At 66.6% G+C, this 19850-nt stretch carries 19 protein-coding genes; 4 read left to right on the top strand and 15 right to left on the bottom strand.

Annotation, left to right across the window (positions count from 1 at the left end):
- Positions 1-21 precede the first annotated feature (21 nt).
- From N5C25_RS12455 to N5C25_RS12445, 3 genes are all read right to left on the bottom strand, one after another.
- Entirely contained in the window at positions 22-930 is a 909-nt protein-coding gene (locus N5C25_RS12455; RefSeq protein ID WP_019659716.1) for a manganese catalase family protein, read from the bottom strand.
- Between the two features lie 39 nt (positions 931-969).
- Positions 970-1491 (bottom strand): ferritin-like domain-containing protein, encoded by a 522-nt coding sequence (locus N5C25_RS12450; RefSeq protein WP_019659717.1) that lies wholly within the window; start codon positions 1489-1491, stop codon positions 970-972.
- A 156-nt stretch (positions 1492-1647) separates the two neighbouring features.
- Positions 1648-2064, bottom strand: coding sequence for a hypothetical protein (locus N5C25_RS12445; protein ID WP_251101846.1), 417 nt, complete (start codon positions 2062-2064; stop codon positions 1648-1650).
- Positions 2065-2196: 132 nt separating this feature from the next.
- Here N5C25_RS12445 and N5C25_RS12440 point away from each other — a divergent pair, with 132 nt between their 5' ends.
- Positions 2197-2589: a response regulator gene (locus N5C25_RS12440; protein WP_058982978.1), complete on the top strand. Its 393-nt coding sequence runs from the start codon at positions 2197-2199 to the stop codon at positions 2587-2589.
- A 13-nt stretch (positions 2590-2602) separates the two neighbouring features.
- Here N5C25_RS12440 and N5C25_RS12435 read toward each other — a convergent pair whose 3' ends face one another.
- The 3 genes from N5C25_RS12435 to N5C25_RS12425 all read right to left on the bottom strand — a co-directional run bounded on the left by N5C25_RS12435 (position 2603) and on the right by N5C25_RS12425 (position 4955).
- Positions 2603-3001: a BLUF domain-containing protein gene (locus N5C25_RS12435; RefSeq protein ID WP_279937019.1), complete on the bottom strand. Its 399-nt coding sequence runs from the start codon at positions 2999-3001 to the stop codon at positions 2603-2605.
- A gap of 282 nt (positions 3002-3283) precedes the next feature.
- Entirely contained in the window at positions 3284-3781 is a 498-nt protein-coding gene (locus tag N5C25_RS12430) for a hypothetical protein (RefSeq protein ID WP_058982975.1), read from the bottom strand.
- Between the two features lie 10 nt (positions 3782-3791).
- Positions 3792-4955, bottom strand: a complete 1164-nt coding sequence (locus N5C25_RS12425; protein WP_279937018.1) for a glutathione-dependent formaldehyde dehydrogenase — start codon at positions 4953-4955, stop codon at positions 3792-3794.
- 149 nt (positions 4956-5104) lie between these two features.
- Here N5C25_RS12425 and N5C25_RS12420 point away from each other — a divergent pair, with 149 nt between their 5' ends.
- The 3 genes from N5C25_RS12420 to N5C25_RS12410 all read left to right on the top strand — a co-directional run bounded on the left by N5C25_RS12420 (position 5105) and on the right by N5C25_RS12410 (position 6585).
- On the top strand, positions 5105-5293 hold the full coding sequence (locus N5C25_RS12420) for a hypothetical protein (RefSeq protein WP_019337695.1): 189 nt from the start codon (positions 5105-5107) through the stop codon (positions 5291-5293).
- 98 nt (positions 5294-5391) lie between these two features.
- Positions 5392-6030: a DUF6766 family protein gene (locus tag N5C25_RS12415; protein WP_021202411.1), complete on the top strand. Its 639-nt coding sequence runs from the start codon at positions 5392-5394 to the stop codon at positions 6028-6030.
- 3 nt (positions 6031-6033) lie between these two features.
- Positions 6034-6585, top strand: coding sequence for an isochorismatase family cysteine hydrolase (locus N5C25_RS12410; protein WP_058982970.1), 552 nt, complete (start codon positions 6034-6036; stop codon positions 6583-6585).
- 25 nt (positions 6586-6610) lie between these two features.
- Here N5C25_RS12410 and N5C25_RS12405 read toward each other — a convergent pair whose 3' ends face one another.
- The 9 genes from N5C25_RS12405 to N5C25_RS12365 form a co-directional block, all read right to left on the bottom strand.
- On the bottom strand, positions 6611-6844 hold the full coding sequence (locus N5C25_RS12405; protein ID WP_111098449.1) for a hypothetical protein: 234 nt from the start codon (positions 6842-6844) through the stop codon (positions 6611-6613).
- Between the two features lie 260 nt (positions 6845-7104).
- Positions 7105-7554, bottom strand: coding sequence for a BLUF domain-containing protein (locus N5C25_RS12400; protein ID WP_058983065.1), 450 nt, complete (start codon positions 7552-7554; stop codon positions 7105-7107).
- Between the two features lie 210 nt (positions 7555-7764).
- Positions 7765-8610 (bottom strand): aldose epimerase, encoded by an 846-nt coding sequence (locus tag N5C25_RS12395; RefSeq protein WP_345781922.1) that lies wholly within the window; start codon positions 8608-8610, stop codon positions 7765-7767.
- A complete protein-coding gene (locus tag N5C25_RS12390) occupies positions 8600-9637 on the bottom strand; it encodes a glycoside hydrolase family 43 protein (RefSeq protein WP_279937016.1) in 1038 nt (345 codons plus the stop codon). The genes N5C25_RS12395 and N5C25_RS12390 overlap by 11 nt, the downstream gene beginning before the upstream one ends.
- Before the next feature lie 16 nt (positions 9638-9653).
- Positions 9654-11138: an MFS transporter gene (locus N5C25_RS12385; RefSeq protein WP_279937015.1), complete on the bottom strand. Its 1485-nt coding sequence runs from the start codon at positions 11136-11138 to the stop codon at positions 9654-9656.
- A 59-nt stretch (positions 11139-11197) separates the two neighbouring features.
- Positions 11198-13891, bottom strand: a complete 2694-nt coding sequence (locus tag N5C25_RS12380; protein WP_279937014.1) for a glycoside hydrolase family 3 protein — start codon at positions 13889-13891, stop codon at positions 11198-11200.
- Positions 13888-15582, bottom strand: a complete 1695-nt coding sequence (locus N5C25_RS12375; RefSeq protein WP_279937013.1) for a glycoside hydrolase family 43 protein — start codon at positions 15580-15582, stop codon at positions 13888-13890. The genes N5C25_RS12380 and N5C25_RS12375 overlap by 4 nt, the downstream gene beginning before the upstream one ends.
- A gap of 53 nt (positions 15583-15635) precedes the next feature.
- Positions 15636-17588 (bottom strand): sialate O-acetylesterase, encoded by a 1953-nt coding sequence (locus N5C25_RS12370; RefSeq protein ID WP_279937022.1) that lies wholly within the window; start codon positions 17586-17588, stop codon positions 15636-15638.
- A gap of 32 nt (positions 17589-17620) precedes the next feature.
- Complete coding sequence (locus N5C25_RS12365; RefSeq protein ID WP_279937012.1) at positions 17621-19795, bottom strand: alpha-glucuronidase family glycosyl hydrolase; 2175 nt, start codon at positions 19793-19795, stop codon at positions 17621-17623.
- Positions 19796-19850: the final 55 nt, after the last annotated feature.

The following is a 19850-nucleotide window of genomic DNA, read 5'->3' as shown; positions in this document are numbered from 1 at the left end:
GAACGGGCGCCCCGGCTTCTTTCACGGCTCGCGTGGCGGCAGGTCCAGTGCACCTGCACCCGGGCCTGCCCCCAGCTCGGCCCCGGTGGCCGGCCGCGCTTCCGGGTCGGAGAGCGTGCGCAGGGTCATGGCCTGCACCGCCGCTTGTTCGCGCGGGTCCAGGTCCACCGTGCCGCCGCCGTCGCCACCATCCACAGCGGCCTGTGCGTCGCGGTCGCTGACCCGCTCCCAGAGCTCGCCGCTGTTCCAGCTGCCCTGCAGATCGTCGGCGCCGTCACCCTGCGACATGTCCATGTACAGATCGGTGAACGCCGGATCCCCCGGCAGCTTGCCCGGCGGGAAGTTGGGCTGGATGCTGTGCAGCGCTTTCTCGAACGACTTCATGTGCGCGATCTCGCGGGTCATCAGGAAGCGCAGCGCATCCTTGATGCCCGGGTCGTCGGTAACGTTGATCAGGCGCTCATACACCAGCTTGGCGCGCGCTTCGGCCGCGATGTTCGAGCGCAGGTCGGCGGTGGGGTCGCCGATCGAGTCGATGTAGGCGGCTGTCCACGGCACCCCGCTGGAATTGACCAGCGCGGGGCCGCCGCCGTACAGGATCTGTTCGGTGTGGCTGGTGCTGTTCTGGCCCAGCAGCCGCATGTCCTCGGCCTCGGCAAGCCCTTCGGACTGGATCGCCTTGGGCCCGCGGTTGAGCATGGCGATGATGGTGCCGATGATCTCCAGATGACTGATCTCCTCGGTGGCGATGTCCATCAACAGGTCCTTGCGCCCGGGATCGCATTCGCCAAGTCCCTGGGTGAAGTAGCGCATCGCGGCGGCTAACTCGCCCTGTGGGCCGCCGAACTGTTCAAGCATGAGGCTGGCGAGCTGCGGGTTGGATTCGCGGACGCGCACGGTATACATCAGTTTCTTGTGATGAAAGAACATGAGGGCTTCTCCGGTGGCTGGTGTGGGCTGGCTTAGGGGTCAACGCTTGGCTTGGGCGCCGGGCGTTTCGTCACGGTTGAGGAACGCTCCGACCAGCCCGTCCTGGTGGTCCTCCAGCCAGCGCGCCATGGCAACCTCTTCCTGCAGGATCTGGCCGCACACCGCCGCAATGTCGGGCGCGCCGGCGCGCTCGGCAGCGATCACCAGCGCCCTGTACGTGGCGATCTCGGTGTTCTCGAAGCCAAATGAAAGGCCCACGCTCTTGACCACCTCGTCCTCCATCAGCGTGTTGCCGGCGGCGTGGATGGCGGCGGTCATGCTCGCGAACAATCCCTTCGCGGTGGGCACGCTTCCTCCCAGCGCCTCAATGCACTGCCGCAGTGAGGCAGACTGCCCCTGCGTCTCCTGGACGTGCTGGCTGATGCGTGCGGCAAGCTGGGGATAGTTCTCGATCCGCGAAGCCATGGCCTTCATCATGGTCTCCGCTTCCTGTTCCATGGCGTAGGCGTCCTGCAGCCACTTCAGCAGGCGCTCGCTTCGGGCGGTGTTCTGGTCTGCCATCTCGATCTCCGGTGCGGGGCGACATGCCTCCGGAGACCATCGTGGAGCGAGCGCAATCACCGCGTTGTCGGGCGATGTGAGCCGCCGCAGGTTGGCATTGCACGCAGCGCTGATGCAGCGATAACATCCGCACCCCGGACTGGACCCGGGGCGCCCTCAGGTCGCCAGGGCGCTCGATGCGACCGCGCCCACCCTGGTGCCCCGGGGGCGGGTGTTCGAAGCGCCCCCGCCGTCCGCTGCCATCACGGCCTGCATCACGCGGTGTTGAGCGCGGTGCCCACCCCCGTCCACGCCCACGACATAGACAAAACGGCCATCAAATTTGGCCTGCGCACCTTCAAGGGCATCGTCGGCCTGCAATGCCCGCTTCAGCGACTTCATCCATGTGCGTTCAGGCGTACGATCCAGTTCCACGACAATGGCGGCGCCGCCACAATCGAGCGGCATGCACTCGATACGCAGCACGCCTGGAGAGGCCGCTTCGTTTCCGGATAGAGGCATGGCAGAAACTCCGATACAGGGGTCGGCGGCAGTATCCACAGCGCATGCCAAGAAGCCGTCAACGAAATCCATAAGGCCCTCCACGCCTCCTCCACGAGGTTGGTCACGCGCGCAAGGCTTCGCGCCGGACTGACAATGCGCACGCAGGATCTTGATGCAGCACAGCAGAAACTGATGTTCCCAGGACAACACAGGCATGTACGCATGCAATCCGCAATGAGCCAGCGCAGATGCAACCTGCTGCTGGTGGAAGACCAACTCGACCTGGCCGCACTCATGGAGCACGCCCTTGAGGACGTCGGTGATCAGGTGACGCATGCCTACAGCGTGTTCGACGCTCTCGGGCTGCTGGACACCCAGCGATTCGACGGCGCGGTGCTCGATGTCGAACTCCGCGACGGTGTGGTCTTTCCCGTCGCTGATCGCCTGGCAGAACTCGGCATCCCCTACCTGTTCGTCTCTGCGGTCTACGACCAGCTGGTGCCGCAGCGCCACCGGCGCGCGGCCTTCGTGGCCAAACCGTTCCATGTGAGTCAATTGCAGGACACGGTTCGGCGCGTGCTGGGCGATACCTGCGCGCAGCCGCCCGCGCATTGAATCCATGCAACCGTCACCTCAGGTGCGGGGCTACCACCAGGCCCAGCTGGCGCAGCGCGCCACCACGTGAGAGGCCATCCCAGTTGCCGTGCGCGACGCTGCGGATCTCGGAGGCCTCAACCCACAGCAATCGCATCGACCAATAGGGAAAGAACCTGCCGGAAACCCTGCCGCGGCCCAGCTCGATCAGCTCGCGATGGCTGCGGGCACTGAGAATACGGCTGTACACCACGTTGATGCTGTCTTCCGGCCCCTCGATGTACTGCAGGAAGCGGAGCCCGTCATAAAGAAGCACACCCGTAACGCCGGCTTCAAGGTTGAAGCGGGCGGCGGCCCTGGCGAGGTCATCCACATGGTCCATGGAAAGCCCCGATGTCGCCTCACTTGCGTAGGCGACTGCACGGAGGGGCACATTCGTTCCTTCTGGCGCAGGAAATTTCCTGCACTTCAATGATCGCCGCGCAGATGTAGGCAGGGATGAGGGGTTCAATCGCCGCGCTACCAGTGCCCTCCCCCGAGCTGCACGCTGCGATAACGTGTCGGCAGGCGGGAGCTTCTGCGCTCCCGGCCGAGCAGTTCAGCGCCAACAGCGTTCACGGCTGTAGATGGTAATGGGCGCAGGCGCCAGCGGCCACATCACTCGGCTGGAAGCGTGGCCTGCCCATGAATACCCTGTGCGGTGATCCTCACCCGGTCAGCGCGGGCGCCTCGCTCTAGCCCTCACGCACTGGAGAAGCTCCCACAGCCAAGGCAGCACCACCAGGCCAGACGCCGGCAGCAGGACCCACCACCAGATCCCGGGTGCTGCCGGTTCCACACTGAGCGACCATCGAGGATGGGCCTGCCAGGCCACCCAGGCCAACAGGACCCACGGCGCGGCATCCAGCACACTGTGCACATGCTGCTCCGCCGGACTGATGCGTCTACGGCCGTCTGCGCTGACGGTGTCCAGGTAGCCGGCGATTGCGTGAGCAATGACCAGAAGCGCCAGGAGCGTGACCAGCGACAACGTGTTTTCCAGCAGCAGCCACGCCAGCACGCCGCTGCCGATCAGAAGCAGCTGCACCCCATGCAACAGGCTTTCGCGCATCGCGGAGGTGTGTGGAAGGTCGGTCCGGCGGTGAAAATGGAAGTCCAGCGAACCGGCCACCAACCACAGTGCGTACACACAGCCCACGACAATCGCACTCATGGCGCCACGCTCACGGTGTCAGAACGATCTTGCGGCAGTCGTCATCCTTGGCATCAAACATCGCATAGCCCTGCGCTGCATCGGCCAGGCGCATCCGGTGCGAGATGATGTCACCCGGGTCCAGCTTTCCTTCCATGATGGCGTCGAGCAGCTCCGGCATCAGTCCCTGCACGTGGGTCTGTCCCATCTTGAACGTCAAGCCCTTGTCGAACGCGTCACCCAGCAGGAAACCGTGGATGAAGCCGGCATAGACACCGGGGATGCTGACCACGCCGCCGCGGCGGGCCGCGGCGATGCACTGCCGGATCGCCACCCCGCTGCTGCCTTCCAGTTTCACGGCGGTCAGCGCTGACTCCAGCGCACTGCCTTCGGCCTCGAAGCCTACGGCCTCGATGCAGGCGTCTGCGCCCCGCCCGCTGGTCTGGGTCAGGATGTAATCGGCCGGGTCCTCGATCTCCCTGAAGTCGATGGGGGTCACCCCGTAGGCGCGACGCGCGTAGTCAAGGCGGTAGCGAAGATGGTCCACCATGAAGATGGTCTCGGCCCCCAGCAGCCGGCAGCAGGCTGCGCTCATCAGCCCCACCGGCCCCGCACCGAAGATGGCCACCGTCGAGCCGGGCTTGACCCCAGCGTTCAGCGCGGCCTGGTAGCCGGTGGGCAGGATGTCCGAAAGGAACAGAACCTGCTCGTCGGCCACGCCTTCCGGGATGCGCAGCGGGCCTACATTCGCCTTCGGCACGCGTACGAATTCGGCCTGCCCGCCGGCCACGCCGCCATACAGATGGCTGTAGCCGAACAATGCGGCCGGAGGCAGTATGCCCTTCTGGTTCAGTGCGGCGCCCTTGCCCGGATTGGTGGTCTCGCAGGCGGCATACTCGGCCAGCCGGCAGTGGAAGCACTCGCCACAGGCAATCACAAACGGGATCACCACGCGATCACCGGGTTTCACCTGGGTCACGCCGCTGCCGACCTCTTCCACCACGCCCATGAATTCGTGGCCCAGCACATCGCCATCGTGCAGGTCAGGAATCTTGCCCCGGTACAGGTGCAGGTCCGAACCACAGATGGCGGTGGCGGTCACCCTCAGGATCAGATCATCCTCGGCCGCCAGCACCGGGTCCGGCACGGTCTCGACGCGCACATCCCTGCGGCCGTGATAGGTCAATGCCTGCATCGCGGTTCTCCAGAAAGATCGGAACATCAGCATCGCAGGGCAGTCCCCCTGCTGCGGTGACATCCGGGTGTGCGCGGCGTTCATTCCGCGGCGTCGTGGCGTTAACCCGGCGCGGTGCAGGCTTCAGGTTCTCGCCGCAGGAGCTGCTCATGAACGACAAGTTGCCTTTCAATCCAACCACGGACGTGGACGATCAGTCGAAGGCCCACACGCCGGACAAACGTCGCAACGACCAGGCCAGGTGGAAGGACCACGACATGCCCGACGATGGGGACGGCCCCAAGGCGGTACCTGAAGACTACGAGCGGCCGGATCCTGACCCGACAGGCAAGCGTTGAGCCCGCCTCACATCCTCGATGCGCAGTGATCACGAGCCCTGCCCTCTTGCCCGCGCATGCTTCCGCACGGTCTCTGGAACAGCTGATCGAGGTGTTGCATGTGGAAACGCAACGGTCTCTCGCTGGTGCTGCTTGCACTCACCGTCGTGTTCATCGTTGGGCAGGCAGTTGCGGGGCACCATGTCCACAACCAGGAGTTGACGCAGCACGGGCGCGCGCCGATCGATCTATGGCACTACCTGGCGACCGGCCACTTCGTCAGCGCCACATTCGAGAACTGGGAGAGCGAATTCCTGCAGATGGGCATGTATGTTCTCCTGACCGTCACCCTTCGCCAGCGTGGCTCGGCTGAATCGCGGCCGTTGGATCCTGCACAGGAGCAGAGCCGCGTCGAGCCAGGACCTACGCCCTGGCCGGTGAGGCGTGGCGGCGTCTGGAAGGTGCTGTACGGTCATTCGCTTGCAATCGCCTTCGGGCTGTTGTTCCTGTTGAGCTTCACGCTGCATGCGTTGGGAAGCTGGCGAGCCGAGCAAGCCGAGCAGCTGTTGCGGGGCCTGCCCGCACCCGGCTTCCTGCAGCACCTGGCCAGCAGCACATTCTGGTTTGAATCGATGCAGAACTGGCAGAGCGAATTTCTCGCCGTGCTGTCCCTGGTTGTGCTGACGATCTTCCTGCGCCAGAAGGATTCACCGCAGTCCAAGCCGGTCGAGGCCCCGCACGCACAGACAGGTGATTGAGCCATGGGACAGGATCCATCGACGGCCTTGCTGATCATCGACATGTTCAGCCGTTTCGACTTCCCCGGCGCGCAGGATCTTGCGCCCGTTGCGGAGCGGGCGGCCAGACAGATCCGGCGTTTGAGAGACCACTTCGATGACCGCAGGTGGCCGGTCATCTATGCCAATGACAATTTCTCCGACTGGAAGCGTGACTTCCGACAACAGGTTGCGCAGTGCAAGCGGGACGGCGGCGCAGCCGGGCGGATAGCCGACCTGCTCTCGCCCCTGCCCGATCACTACTTTGTACTCAAGCCCAAGCACTCGGCGTTCCTCGCCACCCCGCTGCCGGTCCTGCTGGCCAAGTTGGGCGTGCGCCGACTTTGGCTCAGCGGGATGACGGCCGATTCGTGTGTGCTGGCAACCGCGTTGGACGCCAACGCCAGGGAGTTCGACGTCGTCCTGGCAAGGGAGGCCGTGGCGGGGGTACCGTCACAGAAACAGCGGGCAATGGCGCTGCTCGCCGATTCGGGAGCAGCCCGGGTGGCACGAATTGCTTCTCTGGTGCCGGCATGACCAGCGGGATGGAGCAGCATTCGGCTCAAGCCCGGTCTGCGACACCCTTTACACCGGCGTGACCGGCGCAATGTGCGCAGCAGAAAATCTGGCCGTTTCCCTCGACACCGTGTCCGATGACGGCGCAATCGCAGTGGGCGCAGCGCGGGGCGAACGCATGGATCGCGCATTCGAACGAATCGAACGTGCCGCTACGCCCGCCTTGCTGTACGGTGAAGCTCTTGTCGTAGTCGTTGCCGCAGACATCACAGGTAGCCATCGGTCACCTCCTGCTCTGGAAGGAGCCTGCAGTGTGGCCATCACGGATGTCGGCGGCAGTGAAAGCACCGTGTCACGACTGTACAGGATCTTCACGCGGAGAGCGGCATGGCACCTGCCCTGCATCGTCCGTCCGGACCCGTCCAATGAACCGGCACGCCAGCGTGATCTGCACGATGCAGTGATCGCGGGCAGTGCGGGTTGACTGGAACTGCAGGAGATGACTGCTCGCCCGTAGCGTACGTTGGCAATCCCCTTGCGTTATGCGGCAAGGGCGTACGGCTCCACCAGTCCCACCAGCAGATCCATTGCCGATTGCCCACCGGCCGACGTATCGCCACGCTGCACGAAGCCGATCCAGTCCGCGTGGGCCAGCGACTTCAACTGCCCGGGCTCTACCGCAAGCCAGCGCATCGGCCAGAACGGCAGGCGCCGGTTGCCCACCCTGCCCCGCTGCAGCTCCACCAGCCCTGCGTGGCTGGTTGCGCCCAGCACACGCGCGTACGCTACCCGTAACCCGTCCTCCGGTCCCTCCATGTACTGGAGAAACCGCCCGCCATCGAAGAGAAGCACGCCGGTAACGCCGGCGTCCCGGTTGAAACGTGCGGCGTCGTCGACCAGCTGGTCCAGCCTGTTGCCCTCTTTGCGCCCGTTGTCGCCCACAACAGTGGGGCTGGCTTCGCTGACGTATACCACTGCCCTGATAGGCATCGGTTGCTCCTGTGACGAATCCCCCCAGATTCCGATGGCCTCACCGTAGCCCATCCGAGGACCTGGGATGTTCCCATCGTGTGTATTCCGTGATCCGATCGCCACTATCCGACCAGCGGTGCACCTTTCCTCGGCGTGTTCAGGATCCGCAGCCGGTCGTCCTTCTGTGCCGGCACCGCACGTTCGGGGAGACGCATGCCAGTGCCAGGCTCACGCCCTGTCCGCTGCCCACGCGAGGTCGAACGTCAACGCGAGGCGCTGGCCGGGCTCCAGCCGGTGCGGCGCCAGCGTGAAGCCGTCCGGCGGGCCGCTCTGCGGCTCCACACAGGTGGCGTGCGGCGTGCCGTCGTAGATCACCCAATGGTCGTGGTCCGAGCGCAGCCGCAGGTGCTGGCCTTCGCGTATCAGCGTGATGTCACTGTCGGCGATGAAGCAGTCATCCCAGGGACCGGTAGTGGGAGCCACACAGGGCAGCGTGGCAATACCTTCCCCGTCCCGCGGGTACATCGCACGAGGCGTGAACAGCAGCCGGTCCGGCTTCCGGAACCAGGGATGCCAGCCCAGCACCGCCGGCATCGCCTGCTCGCCGGCCTGGACCGAAAGGCGCATCTGCAGGGCGTGAGCCTGCAGCTGCAGGTCCAGCATGGCAATGCCACCAAAGGGCCAGTAGCCGTCGCGCGGCAACGCCAGCGACAACCTGGCTGCCGCCGTATCCAGCCGGTCGATCTGCCACGGTCGCGAGAAGCCCAACCCATGAATGGCGTGCCCGTCGAAGTTGAGCGGCAGCCGATGCGGCCTGCCGCCAAAGTGGAACGTTCCATGGCGGATGCGCCCGGCCCAGGGCACCATCGGGTAGCAGCCCCAGGCGATCGCAGCCACCCCGCCCTCCTGCGCATCCACCAGCCACTCCACGCCCCGGTAACGCAGGTGCGCCACGCGCCCGCCCGCCCTTGCGGCGAGCGCAACCTCCAGTTCGCCGCATCTCAGCCAGTGCAGTTCACCGGCCGGCAGCGGGGCCAGCGCGTCATCCACCGGCAGCATGCGCTCAGGCCCCATACGGATTGATCGTGCGGATGCTTCCGTCCGGCTCCATGTGCAGCGGTGTGCACTTGGCCGAGCGCAGGTGGGTGATGCCGCCGGACATCAGTGCATCGTGATAGAACAGGTACCACTGCCCTTCGAACTGGCAGATGGAGTGGTGGGTGGTCCAACCGACCACGGGGGTGAGGATCACGCCAGCGTAGGTGAACGGGCCATACGGGCTGTCGCCGATGGCGTAGCACAGCTGGTGGGTGTTGCCAGTGGAGTACGACAGATAGTAGCGACCCTGGTACCTGTGCAGCCACGGGCCTTCGAAGAAGCGGCGCGCATGGTCGTCCGCACGCAGCGGCTGGCCATGCTCATCCAGGATCTGCACTTCGCGGGTGGGTTCGGCCAGCTCGGTCATGCAGGCGTCCAGGCGGCCCACGCGCGGCCCCAGCGCCGGCGCGCTGCCCTCGGGTTCCTCGTGGGCCTCGCTGTACTGGTTGTCACGATACTTCTGCAGCTGCCCGCCCCAGACGCCGCCGAAGTACAGGTAGTGGCTGCCATCCTCGTCTTCGAACACGGCAGGGTCGATCGAGTACGCGCCCTTGATCGGCTCCGGCTGGGGCACGAACGGGCCCTCCGGCCGCGTGCCGATCGCCGCGCCGATGCGGAACCGGCCCTCGGCGTCCTTGGCCGGGAAGTACAGGTAGTAGCGGCCATCGCGGCAGGCGGCATCGGGGGCCCACATCTGTTTCCGCGCCCAGGGCACGTCGCGGACGTGCAGCGCCATGCCGCAATCCACGGCCGTGCTGTCGGGCGTATCCATCTTCAGCACATGATAATCCTGCATGCCGAAGTGGCCACCTTCGTCGTCGAACGGCTGGCCACCGTCGATGTCGTGCGACGGATAGATGTACAGGCGCCCCTCGAACACGTGCGCCGAAGGGTCGGCGGTGTAGATGTGGGTCACCAGCGGTTGCGAAATGGCGTGTGCGGTGAGCTGCGCAAGACGGGCTTCGCTGGCCTGGCCGTCTTCGCCGGCGTGGAGGTCGATCATGGTTGTCATCTTGGCCTTACGCGGAAGCGTCGGCGGAACGGCGACGCAGGTGGAGGTCCTGCTCGATGCGGGTCTCGGTGCGCTTGTCGATCCTGTAGAAGAACAGCAGCGCCACGGCGAGCAGGAAAGGAAGGGAGCAGTAGACGCTTACGGTCAAGCGGATGCCCTGCACCACGCCCTCAGGCTGCTGCGCCAGTCCTGCCTGGTAGCCGTAGTGCGCAAGGATGGCCGCGACCAGCGCGCCTCCGACGCTGAGGCCGATCTTCAGCCCGCACAACATCGCCGAGAAGATGATCGCGGTCGCCCGCCGATGGTTCTTCCACTCCGAGTAGTCCGCGACGTCGGCGATCATCGCCCACAGCAACGGGATGGTGATGCCATAGCAGAAGCCATGCAGCATGAAGGCAGCGAAGGCCACCGCCACGCCCGTGGGTGGAAACAGGTAGAAGGCAAGCAGGAACAGGGTCGAGACAAACAGGGCGCCACCGAAGACGTCGCGCTTGCCGAAGCGATCCGCCAGCCGTCGTGATGCGCCGATGCCCAGGATCATGCAGAGGATGCCGCACGCGTTGAACAGGCTGAACGCCGAGGTGGCCGCGTCCTTCGGCCAGGTGAACGCCGCGAAGCCGGCGCTGGCCAGGGCAGCATTCAAGGCGCTGATCAGGCCGTTGAAGCCTGAGCCGTCCAGGAAGCCGGCCAGCGCGGCTTCACTCATGTAGTACTGGAAGTAATAGATGTAGGTGCCGCCCTTCAGCGCCAGGTTGATGAATACCAGCACGGTCAGGGCCAGCATCACCTGCCACGGGCGGTTGTGCAGCAGGTCCGACAGGTCCTGCAGTACGCCCCCGGTCTGCTCGCGCGTCGGCACGATGCGCTCGCGGGTGGTGGCGAACGTGATCAGGAAGAACACCGTGCCGATGATGGCGAATGCGGTCATGACCTGCTCGAAGCCGCGCACCCGGTCGCCATCGCCCAGGATCAGCACCAGCGGCATCAGCAGCACCTGGATGATGAACTGCGCGACCATCACAGCCACGAAGCGGCAGGCCGAGAGGCTGTTGCGCTGGGCCATGCTGCCGGTCAGCACGCCGCTCAGCGCCGAGTACGGCAGGTTGTTCGCGGCGTAGACGCAGACCAGCAGCGCGTAGGTGGCCAGTGCATAGATCACTTTTCCGCGCTCGCCCAGGTCCGGGGTGCTGAACGCCAGCAGCGACAGCACGCCGAACGGAATGGCTGTCCACAGGATCCATGGGCGGAAGCGGCCCCAGCGTGTGGATGTGCGGTCCGCCGCGATGCCGATCAACGGCGTGAACACGAACGCACCCAGCAGGCCCACCACGAAGATGATCGTGGCCGCGGTGGCAGCTGGCAGGCGGTAGACGTCGGTGTAGAAGAACGCCAGGTAGGTGATCAGGGTCTGGAAGATCAGGTTGGCGGCGAGATCGCCCAGGCTGTAGCCGAGCTTCTCGCGGACCGATAGCGCGTGTTCAGTGCTTGCCATGCAGCGGACGTCCTTGAAAAGGAATCTGGTCGAAGCGGAATCGATGCCGGCGGGGATGATCAGTCATGCGCGGGCACCACGGTGAACCTGCCCTGCGCACGTATATCGGCGCTGGACGCCCCCACCCTGACCTCATAGGCACCGGGCTGCACCGCGTACGCCGCGCGCGCTTCGTCATAGTGGCGCAGGGCCTGCGCCGCCTCCAGGGTGAACGTCACCGTGCGGCGTTCGCCCGGGGCCAGCTGGACGCGCTGGAAGCCACGCAGTTCCTGCACGGCGTCGCCGCTGCCAGCGTGCTCGCGCCGCACGTACAGCTGCACCACTTCGTCACCGCTGCGGGTGCCCGCGTTGGTCACATCCAGCGCCACGCCCAGGCGGCCATCGGCACGGACACTGTCTGCATCGAGGCGAAGCGTTCCATAGTCGAACCGCGTATACGACAGACCGTGACCGAACGGATACAGCGGCGTGCCGCGGAAGTAGCGATAGGTGCGGCCCTCCATGGCGTAGTCGTCGAATGCCGGCATCGCTTCGCCGGCCTTGTAGAACGTGACCGGCAAACGGCCGGCGGGATTGACGTCGCCAAACAGCGCCTGGCCGACCGCGGTGCCGCCGCGTTGCCCGGGGTACCAGCTCATCAGGATCGCCGGCAGATGCGCCTGCGCCCAGTCCACGGCGATGGCCGAGCCACCGGTAAGCACCATCACCATCGGCTTGCCGGTGCCGTGCAGGGCCTCCAGCAGGGTGCGCTGCGGCGCGGGCAGCCGCAGGTCGGTACGGTCGCCACCGGCAAAGCCCGGGTAGTTGACCGTCATCTCTTCGCCTTCGACATCGCCGGTGAGTCCACCAACGAACACCACCACATCGGCATCGCGTGCGGCATCGAGCGCTTCATCGAACGGTGCCTTGGCGCCGGGCATGCGCCAGCCCAGGCTCACGCCGGCATCGCGCTGGTCGTCGTAGTACTCCAGCTTCAGGTCATAAGCACGCCCGGCCTGCAGGTCGAGTTCGACACCCTCGGCATGCAGGCGATCCGTGTTCACCCAGTGATCGATCACGCGCTTGCCGTCCAGATACAGGCGGTAGCCATCATCGCCGGCCACCTCCAGCCGGTAGCGACCGGACACGGGGGGCAGCAGCTGGCCGCTCCAGCGGATGCTGAAGCGGTCGTTGGGTATGCCCTGCCCCGGTGCCGCTTCGCCGCGTGCCAGCAGGTTGTCGGTCGGCGAGCCGCGGTCCCAGCGGAAGCCGATCTGCGCGTCGGTACGCACCAGGGCCGGAGTGCCGGACAGGTCGGGCGTGCGGAAGTACTCACCGCGCAGGCCGCGCTCGGGCGACTCCGCCGAGGGCCGCAGGTAGGTCGGCTCGATCAGCGGTGTGGCGCCGGGATCGTCGCGGCCCTCCACCAGGTCGACGCCGCGGGCATAACGCACTTCAACGCCCTTGGCCGCTTCGCGTATGCCCTGCAGGATAGTCACCGGCGCCGCCGGTGTGCCGAAGTAGTTGCCGAGCAGTGCCATGGTGTCGTCGGCAGTGGGTCCGACCACGGCAATGCGCTTGATGTCGCGCGACAGTGGAAGGATGCCGTCGTTCTTCAGCAGCACGAGCGATGCCTGCGCGGCCTCGAGGGCCAGCGCATCATGGGCCGGCGCCTGGTTCACCGAGGCCGGAATGCGCGCCCAGCGCACCCGCTCCGGCGGATCGAACATGCCCAGGCGCATCCGTGCGGTGAACAGGCGGGTCACCGCATCGTCGATCTCCGCCTCGCTGATCAGCCCTTGGCGCACTGCGGCAGGCAGCGTTGCGTACTCCTGGCCGCATTCCAGCTCGGTGCCGTTCCTCACCGCCAGCGCCGCAGCGGCTTCGCGCGTGGTGACGATACGGTGGTGCTTCCAGATATCGACGATGGCCCAGCAGTCCGAGACCACGTAGCCCTTGAAACCCCAGTCGCGTCGAAGCACATCGTGCAGCAGGAAACGGCTGGCACTGGCGGACTCGCCGTACACGCGGTTGTAGGCGCCCATGACCGCATCCACTTCGCCTTCCTTCACCAGCGCTTCGAACGCCGGCATGTAGGTGTCATACAGGTCGCGCCGGCTGGGCCGTGCATCGAAGTGATGGCGGTCGGCCTCCGGTCCGCTGTGCACGGCCAGATGCTTGGCGGTGGCGTCCAGCTTGCGGTAGACGGGGTCGTCGCCCTGCAGGCCACGTACGAAGGCCACGCCCATGCGCGCGGTGAGGTAGGGATCCTCGCCGTAGGTTTCCTGCCCGCGGCCCCAGCGCGGGTCGCGGAAGATGTTGACGTTCGGCGACCAGAAGGTCAGGCCCTGGTAACGGCCATGCGCGCCTTCCCGGAGGAACTGGTGGTGCTTTGCGCGGGCCTCGTCGCTGATGGTCGTGGCCACCTGCCCCATCAACGGTACATCGAAGGTCGCGGCCAGGCCGATTGCCTGCGGAAACACCGTGGCCTGCCCTGCCCGTGCGACGCCGTGCAGTCCCTCGTTCCACCAGTCGTAGGTGGGTACCCCCAGCCGTTCGATCGCCGGCGCGGCGTTCTGCATCTGCGCGGCCTTCTCTTCCAGCGTCATCTGCGCGACGAGTGCCGCGGCCCGTTGCTCGAAGCTGGCCGAAACGTCCAGCCAGGGCCGCGGCGCAGCCGCGGACGCGGCGGCCGCCACACAGGTCAGTACGAACAGGGCGATCCCACCGCGCCAGGTACGGCGGCGGGCCTTGGACGAAATCGACAGCCTCATTTGCTTCTCCCGTTGCGCTCGTCGCGCGCGAAAGGACCCAGCAGTGCGCCCACGAAGCCGCCTGCCCGGTCCGTACTCAGGACGGTGCCGTCCACCTCGCCTGCGAGCAGTTGCCAGCCCTGCCCATCGCCAGTGTCGAACGAGAACGCATAGTCGCCCTCGTTGCCGGCAATCTTCAGGCGCAGTGCTGCAGGCACCGGTACTTCACGGCTGGCCAGCGTCCGCGTGCTGCGGCCACCGTCGCGCGCTTCGAGGAAGAGCGAGAGGCGCCCCCCGCCAAGGTCCCGAACGCCAAGGAAGTACCAGTACGCCTCGCTCTGGAACGCCGCCAGACCGGCGGCGACTCCGGAAGCTGGCGGGGTCATCGCGGTGCTCGCCTCGAAGCGCAGATGCTGCTGGCGCCGGCCGAGAAACGCCGGATTGCGCAGCGTGTCCAGATCCTCGGCGAGCGGGTGCACGGCCAGATTGCCGGGGCGCTTGTGCAGGTCTGCCCAGGCATGCCTGGGCACGCGCACGCGCAGCCACTGGCGATCGAGCGTCGGGCCATCGAAATTGTCTCGCGCTACGAAATTGCCGGTCGACGGGGCCTGGGATGCCTCGCCCTGCATCCATGACGGCGCCTTGGCCACGTAGGGAATGGCCTGATCGGTCGGCAGGATCTGCGGCCAGCCATCCTGCCAGCGCACCGGCAACAGGTAGGTCTCGCGCCCAGTGTTGTAGTGGCGCTTCTGATAGTTGCGGCTGGCCAGGAACACCGCCCACCACGAGCCATCCGGGCCTTCGACCAGGTCGGCGTGGCCGGCATTGGTGATCGGAAGCGGACGGTCGTCCGGCAGTTCGCGCTGGGTCAGGATCGGATTGCCCGCATAGGGAACGTAGGGCCCCCACACCGCGCGGCTGCGCAGCACCACCTGCGAGTGCTGCGGCCCGGTGCCTCCTTCAGCGTCGGACAGGTAATACCAGCCCTCCCGCTTGTAGATGTGCGGTCCCTCGATCCAGATCGGATTCTTCGCCGGCTCCACGCCTCCATCAACCAGTACCCGGCGGGGCCCGACCGGCTTGAACGCCGCCAGATCGATCTGCTGCATCCAGATGGCGCGGTGCCCGTCATAGCGCGGCGGACCGGGCGGTGCATCGTTGTTGATCAGGTACACCTTGCCGTCGTCGTCAAAAAACAGTGATGGATCGATGCCATCGATGCCGGGCAGCCAGTGCGGATCGGACCACGGCCCGGCCGGGTCGCGCGCGGTGGCGATGAAGTTGCCACCGCTGTCGGTAGCGGTGGTGACGACGTAGAAGGTGCCGTCATGGTATTCGATGGTGGGCGCGAAGATGCCGCGCGAGACGCTCAGTCCGTCGAAATCCAGCTGCGTGGGGCGGTCAATCACATTGCCGATCTGCTTCCAGTGCACCAGGTCGGCACTTTCAAACACCGGAATGCCCGGGAAGTAGGTGAAGCTGGAATTGACCAGATAGAACCGGCCGTTCGCGCGCACGATGCTGGGATCGGCATGGAAGCCGGCCAGGACGGGATTGCGGTAGTGGCCGGTCGGCAGCGGCACTTCAAACGCCTGGTCATCGCCGCGGTACTCGAACCAGTCGAAGTACACCGGCGGAGCGTCCGGCGGCGCGCTGGACCGGGCGGCTGCGGCCGACAGCAGGCACAACGCCCCCAGCAGGCGGCGCGCCATCGACCTCAGGCCGGCCCTGTCGGGGGCCAGAGGGAACTTCGTGGACAGCGTCATCATCGTCGGGCCTCGGCTTCGGCAATGGGAAGTTCGAACGGGCCGGCCGGTGCCCCGCTGCGATCGCGCAGCGTGCACACCGGGCCATCGGCCCAGCAGTAGCGGACGTGCGTTGCGTGCGTCGACCGTGGGCCGCGCAGCAGGATCCGGCGCCCATCCAGTTCGGCGTCGCCGTAGTCGCAGTGGCCGGTATCACCCCTGGTCTCGCACAGTTCAAAGCCAATCGGTCGCAGCGCACCGGTTGCGGTGAGCGCGCCTTCGACATCCTCGAACGCGATGGACACGCCCGCGGGCGTCCGCACGGCCGTGACCGCCCGCGGACCTGACGGTGCCAGATCCTGCTCGCCGTACACCACGTGGCGGGCCACGCGCGCCAGGCGGCGCCCGAGCTCCTGCTTGTTCGGCGGGTGGATGTCGTAGGCATCGCCGATGTCGATGGCAATGGCGAGTCCGCTCCGCGCATCCTCGGCGGCGACGCGCCGCTGCGCCTCGCGCACCTGCGCCCAACCGCTGTCGGCAGGCGCAACCGGCGGCTGGCCATAGTTGGCCAGCTGCACGAGCAGCAGTGGCGTGCGTGCACCGAACTGACGCCGCCAATCGTCGCGCAGCGCACGCAACCGCGCCGCGTATGCCGCGCCATCACCGGTGTTCGATTCACCCTGGTACCACAGCATGCCGCGCAGCCCGAAATCGCCGAGCGGTGCGATCATTCCGTTGTACAGCGTCGACAGCCCGGTGGCCGCCTGCCAAGGGGCAAACGGCGGCGCCTGTTGGCCCGGCGCAACCCGATACATCCATGGTCCCTGCAGTGGCACCCGCTCGCCGGAATCGAACTGCAGGCCGTGTGCCGTTGAAGGACCGGCCAGGCCGCCTTCCCCGTAGGTGTCCAGCACGTTGACCGCAATGCTGTTGGATCCTGCCTTCAGCAGGCCATGTGGCAACGGGTAGCGCCTCTCGCCGGCGCCGTACTGGCTGCCGACGGCGACCCCGTTCACCCAGGTCACGTCCACCTCGTCGGCCGATGCCAGCTCCAGGGTCGCGCCGCGTGCGGCCTGTTCAGCGCTCAGCATCACCTGCGTGCGATACCAGACCATGCCGTTGTAGTCGGAAAGTGCGGGCTCGCTCCACCGCTCCCATGCGCCCAGTGTGGCCGGTGCGCGCGACCATCCGCGGTCATCGGCATCCGCCCGCCATGGGGCGTCGCCAGGCAGCGTGCCCTCGCGTGTGGCCCACCAGTGCTGCCAGTAGCGGCCCCAGGCCGCGCGTGCCTCCAGCGGATCACGCGCAGACCGCGCGAGGATATCGAGGGCCTCATCCAGGCCGCCCTGCCCGCGCAGTGCACCAACGCTGGTCCAGGCCTCGATCCGCGAGCCACCCCACGCCGCCTCGATCAGCCCCATCGGCACGTCGACCGTGCGCTGCAGTTCGCGCGCGAAGTAGAAGCAGGTGGCGGAGAAATCGCGCACCGCATCAGGCGTTGCCGATGTCCAGGCAGTGCTGTCGCTGAAGGTCTCCTGTGCCTGCACGGCGGCGTGCTGCGGCACGGTGAACAGCCGGATCCGTGGCATCGTGGCCGAGGCGATCTCGCTGGCAGCGTTGAGCGAGCGCCACACCGGCAGCTCCATGTTCGACTGGCCCGAGCACAGCCACACGTCGCCGACCAGCACGTCGCGCGCCGTCTGCCGGCGCGTTCCGTCGTTTACCTCCAGCGTGTAGGGACCGCCAGCGGCAACCGGGTACAGCATCGCCTGCCAGCGGCCTGCGGCGTCCGCCCGGCTGCTCACCGCCTGCCCCGCAAACGTCACGGAAACCGGCTGCCCAGGCCTTGCGTGCCCCCAGACCGCAATGGGCCGGTCACGCTGCAGGACGGCGTGATCCCTGAACAGCGGATGCAGCAGTCCTGTCGTCTCCCGCGCCGCGACCGGCATCGCCACTACTGCCGCAGCCATCATCAACAGCACACACCCGACCGCTCCGAACCTGCTCATCGGCCATCCCCCGGTGCGAACGGAAACTGCAACGCCTGGTAGTACGACAATGGCTGCGGCGGTGGCCGTTCGCCGGCGGGCAGCGGCCGTCCGCTGCGTGACTGGAAGTACGCCACGCTGGCGTCACGCCACCATTGCGCTTCGTCGTGCTGGATCTGCAGGAACGCAGCAACGTGCCGATGCCGCTGCGGATCGATCCGGTCGCTCAGGCCGGCCCAGGTGTCCTGCATCGACCGCACCTGGCGCACACCCCGCGAATAGCGCCCGACCAGCTCATCCCAGAGCGTCCTGCCCGAGCGCATGCGGTGATCCCACGGCACATGATGGAACCACAGCAGCAGCGACTCGGGCACCCGCTCGGGGTCGCCATAGACCTCGGCGACCTGCGGGGCGTACTGGCCCACGGCGTTGCTTCCGCCGGCGCTGCGGTCAAAACCGATGCCCTGGCTGTCTGCGCGGTGGTAGTACACCGACGTCCAGTCCGCACGTGGGCCTCCGTCCACCCAGGGGCCGGGGCCGTAGTGATGGCCGCGTGCCATCAGGTGGTGCAGGCCCAGCGGCGTCATGTAATCCACTGCCGCCTCGCGCGAGTCCATCATCATCCGCACGATCGGGCCGGTCACCTGCGGGTCGGGCGAGAAGGTCAGCGCTGCCCAGTCTTCGGCAATCGTGCGCGCGGATTGCTGCGGGTTCCAGGCCAGCCGGCCGAAGGCGTACCAGTTGGCCTGGTCGAAGTGCGAGCCACTCCAGGTGCGGTCCACGCCGATGTTGGCGACGCCGGCGATACCGGTCAGTGCGTGGCCCTCCAGCGAGCCATCGATCACGCGGGCAACCGTGGAGCCTTCGCCACGGGCATGGGTGTCGGCCTGCAGCACTTCCTCGTAGAGCGCTCCCAGGTAGACCAGGTGCGTCGCAAAACCCAGGTATTCCTTGGTGATCTGCAGTTCCATCATCAGCGGCGTGCGTGGCATCGCGCCGAACAGCGGATGGAACGGCTCGCGCGGCTGGAAGTCGATGGGGCCGTTCTTCACCTGCACGATCACGTTGGGGCGGAAGGCACCGTCCAGCCCGACAAACTCGCTGTACGCCTGCTTGGCGCGATCTTCGGGAACCTCGTGCGAATACACGAAGGCCCGCCACATCACCACACCGTTGTAGGGCGCCAACGCGTCGGCCAGCAGATTGGCGCCGTCGGCATGGGAGCGACCGTAATCCTGCGGGCCGGGTTGCCCCTCCGAGTTCGCCTTGACCAGGAAGCCGCCAAAATCCGGAATGCGCGCATGGATCTCATCGACCTTGTCGTGCCACCAGCGCCGCACAGCCGGATCGAGGGGGTCAGCCGTCGCCAGGCCGCCGAGCTCGATGGGCGCACTGAAGCGTGCGCTCAGGTAGACCCGGATGCCATAGGGGCGGAACAGGTCGGCCAGCGCGGCGGCCTTGGCCAGATAGGCCGGCGACAGGCTCATCGCACTGGCATTGACGTTGTTGAGGACGGTGCCGTTGATGCCGAGCGAGGCGTTGGCACGGGCGTAGTCGGTGTAGCGCGGGTCACGCCACTGCGGCAACGTCTGCCAGTCCCAGAGGGAGCTGCCTGCATAGCCACGCTCGACGTAACGATCCAGGTTATCCCAATGGTCGAGCACACGCAGTGCGACCCGCGGCGACTCCCGCACGTCCAGCCCCTGCAGCGGCATGCCACGCTGCAACAGGCGCAGCAGGTGGAACGTGCCATACAGCACGCCGACGTCCCGGCGTGCCGCCACCAGCAGCACATCGCGCCCCTCGGTCCGGACCTGCCGGATCAGGAAGCCCTCGTCGCCCAGCGTGGCAACCTCGTTACCGAACGCGGCGACCAGCGCCGAAGACTGCGGCGTACCCAGCATCAGGGCATGGTCAGTACTGATTGCCGTTCGCATTGGCGGCGCCGTTCCCAGCAATCCAGGGAGGCTGCGCGCAAGCTCGTCGCGGGTAGCGCGCTGCATCGGCGTGCAATCCGGGGCCACCACTTCGGCCAATTGCCGCCGGTAATCGGCAGCGACCGTTGCGGCAACCGGCTGGTAGCGCATCCACAGCCTGTAGCCATCCTCCGCCCGTGCACCGCCAGCACAGGCCAGCAGTGCGAGCACGGCGCACAGGCGCGTGCCGACAGCACGCAACAACGGCGTTAACATGCGCCTTTGTAGACTACGTCCGGGCCCGGGGCAGCGCATCATCGTCCTTCGCACC

It is taken from the genome of Stenotrophomonas sp. GD03958, from assembly GCF_029839005.1.
GTDB lineage: Bacteria > Pseudomonadota > Gammaproteobacteria > Xanthomonadales > Xanthomonadaceae > Stenotrophomonas > Stenotrophomonas hibiscicola.
Note: the sequence above shows the minus strand (reverse complement) of the source record. Positions and strands in the feature narration are given on the sequence as shown.